Consider the following 3,411-nt stretch of genomic DNA (forward strand, 5'->3'; position numbering starts at 1 on the left):
GGGCGCTCCCAGAACCGGGACGCAATCGATCAGCTTGCGCGTATATGGGTGAGCAGGTGCTTCCAGAACCTCCCGCGTTGTGCCCGTCTCCACGATGCGGCCCGCATACATCACCGCTACCCGATCGCAGATGGCGGAAACGACGCCGAAATCATGGGTGATGAAGAGGATTGCCGCATTGCTTTCGCGTCGCAGCGCATCCATCAGCGATAGAATCTGCGCCTGCACCGTCACATCGAGGGCGGTGGTTGGTTCGTCGGCGATAATCACCTTCGCGTCATTGGCGAGCGCCATTGCGATGCATACCCGCTGACGCATGCCGCCCGACAATTCGTGCGGATAGGACTTCAGCCGCTCGGCGGGATTGGTGATACGTACCAGTCGCAACAGTTCCGCGGCACGCGCATTCGCTTCCGCTCGCTTCATTGGCCGGTGTGCCATCAAGGCCTCGGTGAGCTGATCGCCAATCGTAAAGAGCGGATGCAGGGTGGAGAGCGGGTCCTGGAAGACATGCGCGACATCGGCGCCGCGCAATTGTCGAATGCGCTCGTCACTGGCAGCAAAAAGGTCTTCGTCCTCAAGCCACGCAGCACCGCTGGTGATGCGTCCTGGCGGTGTCGGCACCAATCCCATCAGCGACATGGCCGTTACCGATTTGCCGGAACCCGATTCCCCTACGATGCCCAGGCATTCTCCCGGCTTGAGGTGGAGGTCAATGCCGCCCACGGCGCGATAGATGTCGCTGCCAATTTGGAACTCGGTCTTGAGATCGGAGACCTCCAGCGTGCTGTCTGGATGCTTGCGCTCCTCTGGAATCTCCTTCCGCTCGACAGTCGTGCGCGCCACGGGGCGGGTCAGCGCCCCTGATTTCAACCTCGGATCCAGTACGTCACGCACTCCATCGCCTAGAAGGTTGATGCTCATTACAAGCACGAAGATCATAAGGCCGGGAATGATGGAGACATGCGGTGCGGTGAACAGTATTTTTCGTCCCTCGCCAAGCATGGAGCCGAGGTCGGCCTGCGGCGGTTGCGCTCCCAGACCGAGGAAGGAAAGGCCAGCCGTTTCAAGTATCATCCAGCCAATCGTGGTGGACATGGTGATGATGATGACCGGGAGCACGTTTGGAAGGATTTCGCTGAACAGAATGCTGGCGTTGGATTTTCCCGATAGTCGCGCAGCGTCGACGAATTCCCGCCGCGAAAGACCAATGGTGATGCCGCGGATATTGCGCGCAAAGAAAGGAATGTTGACCACGGCGATGGCATAAAGCGCGTTCAAAAGCCCAGGCCCGAGAGCTGCAACAATGGCCAGTGCCAGAAGGATGTAGGGGAAGGCCATCACCATATCGATGCCGCGCATCAAGAGTGCATCGACGCGCCCGCCGACATAGCCCGCGACAAGGCCGATCAACGAGCCGAAGAAGGCGGCGATCAAGGTGGCCGAAATACCTACGGCAAGGCTGACGCGTGTGCCCCAAACGAGGCGCGACAACGCATCCCGCCCGAGCGCATCCGTCCCGAGGAGATGGCCATCCGAAAGCGGGCGCAGCAAACGGTCTGCCGGAGTGGTGGCATCTGGATCCGGGAGGGGCAACAGCGGTGCCACTAGCGCAATGATGATGATCAGAACCAATACCGCGAGCCCGGTCGTTGCCAGCACATTGTTCAACAGGAGGCGAAGAGAACTCGGTCTGCTGGATTTGCGGTGTTTGGCCACCGCTGCCGTGGAGACAGCCTCAGTCATCAGCGCAACCTCGGATCAAGAATGGTCTGCGCCACGTCGGCGGCGAGATTGAACAAGACATAAGCCGAGGCAACGACAAGAACGCCACCTTGCACCAGCAGCAGGTCGCGTGTGGAAATGGCATTGACCAGCATGGAGCCAATTCCAGGCCACTGAAAAACAGTCTCCACATAGACCGCACCGCCCAAAACAAAACCGGCCTGAATACCGATTACCGGAATGACGCTCACAAGTGCTGCCTTGAACGCGTGGCGATAGATGACGCGGCGTTCCGTCAGCCCCTTTGCGCGGGCTGTGCGGATATAGTCCTGCCGCAGGACTTCCAGCATGGATGTGCGGGTCAGGCGCGCGATCACGCCAGTCGCCACTACGGCAAGGGTCAGAGCCGGGAGAAACAGGTGGTAGAGCAGGTCCGGCAGGTCGCCGCCACCATAAATCGCATACATGCCACTGGCGGGGAAAAGCCGCAGCTTGACGGCAAAGACAAGAATGAGGAGCAATCCCAGCCAGAAGGCGGGCGTTGAAATGCCAATCAGCACAACAACGGTTATCACCTTGTCTGCCAGACCATACTGGCGCACTGCAGAGACGACCCCGGCAAGGAGTCCAAGGATCGAGCAAAGCACCAGCGCGGTGCCCGCCAGAACAAGTGTCGCTGCAAAGCGTTCCAGAACTTCATCAAGGACAGGGCGGTTAAGCGCATAGGAGCGGCCCAGATCGCCTTGCAGAAGGTTCCCAAGCCAGATCAGATATTGTTGCGGCAGTGGCTTGTCGAGGCCGAGATCAGCATTGAGCTTGGCGACATTTTCCGGAGTTGCATAGGAGCCGAGAATGGCTGTTGCCGGATCACCCGGTATCATCGCCATGATCAGGAAGACAATGATCGACAACCCGAACAGGACGGGGATCGCGGCGAGTAGACGCTTGGCTATATAGGTCGCCATGGTTGGGGTCCTGCTGGAAGTTTTATCCGGAGCCTTCGAACTCGTCCTCACCCCTCGGCAGGCTCAGTATGGGGTGAGGGATGTCGGCTGGTGTCGCGGGACGCGTTGCTGGTCTCGCTCTGCCTGACATCCACGTCATTCGGGGCATGTCTCCCCCTCATCCCCAAGTATGTCAGGAGGATGAGGGTTGGAGCATCTGCGTCCTCAAGGCTTGGCAACATCCTGCAGCATCAGGAAGAAGGACGGTTGGAGCTTAAAGTTCTCCACGCCTGCGCCCGTGACGGCGTTCTGCTTCCAGTTGGCAACGAAAACCCAGGGTGCATCGTCTTGCACGATGGTCTGCATCTCCTTGTAGAGTTTGGCTCGTTCTGCCTGATCGGTGGCAGTGCGTGCCTTGTTCAACAGTTCATCGACCTGCGGATTGGAGTAGTAACCTGAGTTGAAACCGCCTTTGTCTGGCCAGGCTTCCGAACGAAGAGCAAGGAAGGGCAGCGTGTCGGGATCATTGGTCATCCACGCCATTTCCGCCATGTCGGCCTTGCCCTCAAGACCGGGATTAACCTTGCCAAGGAAGGTGTTCCACTCATAAGTCTCGATCTTCACATTCATGCCGACAGCCTGCAGGTCAGCCTGAATGGCGGTGCCCATGGCGATCGGGTCGAGCATGCCCGAGCCGCCTTCGGTGACGTAAAAGGTCAGCTCTTCACCGTCATAGCCTGCC

At 59.0% G+C, this 3,411-nt stretch carries 3 protein-coding genes; all 3 read right to left on the bottom strand.

The window, feature by feature from the left end:
• A partial coding sequence (locus WA367_RS16635) for a dipeptide/oligopeptide/nickel ABC transporter permease/ATP-binding protein (protein WP_336057891.1) occupies positions 1-1,746 on the bottom strand: 1,746 nt, incomplete at its 3' end.
• The gene (locus WA367_RS16640) at positions 1,746-2,690 is read right to left on the bottom strand and encodes an ABC transporter permease (protein WP_336057892.1); all 945 of its coding nucleotides are present in this window, start codon (positions 2,688-2,690) and stop codon (positions 1,746-1,748) included. The genes WA367_RS16640 and WA367_RS16635, both read right to left, overlap by 1 nt.
• 204 nt (positions 2,691-2,894) lie before the next feature.
• On the bottom strand, positions 2,895-3,411 hold a 517-nt coding region (locus WA367_RS16645; protein WP_336057893.1), incomplete at its 5' end, for an ABC transporter substrate-binding protein.

The sequence above is a fragment of the Nitratireductor sp. CH_MIT9313-5 genome (assembly GCF_037029545.1).
Classification (GTDB): domain Bacteria; phylum Pseudomonadota; class Alphaproteobacteria; order Rhizobiales; family Rhizobiaceae; genus Chelativorans.

What these genes read in the sequence shown, in the direction of transcription:
- WA367_RS16640 (WP_336057892.1), bottom strand. Translation starts at nt 2,690, where the DNA reads ATGGCGACCTATATAGCCAAGCGTCTACTCGCCGCGATCCCCGTCCTG.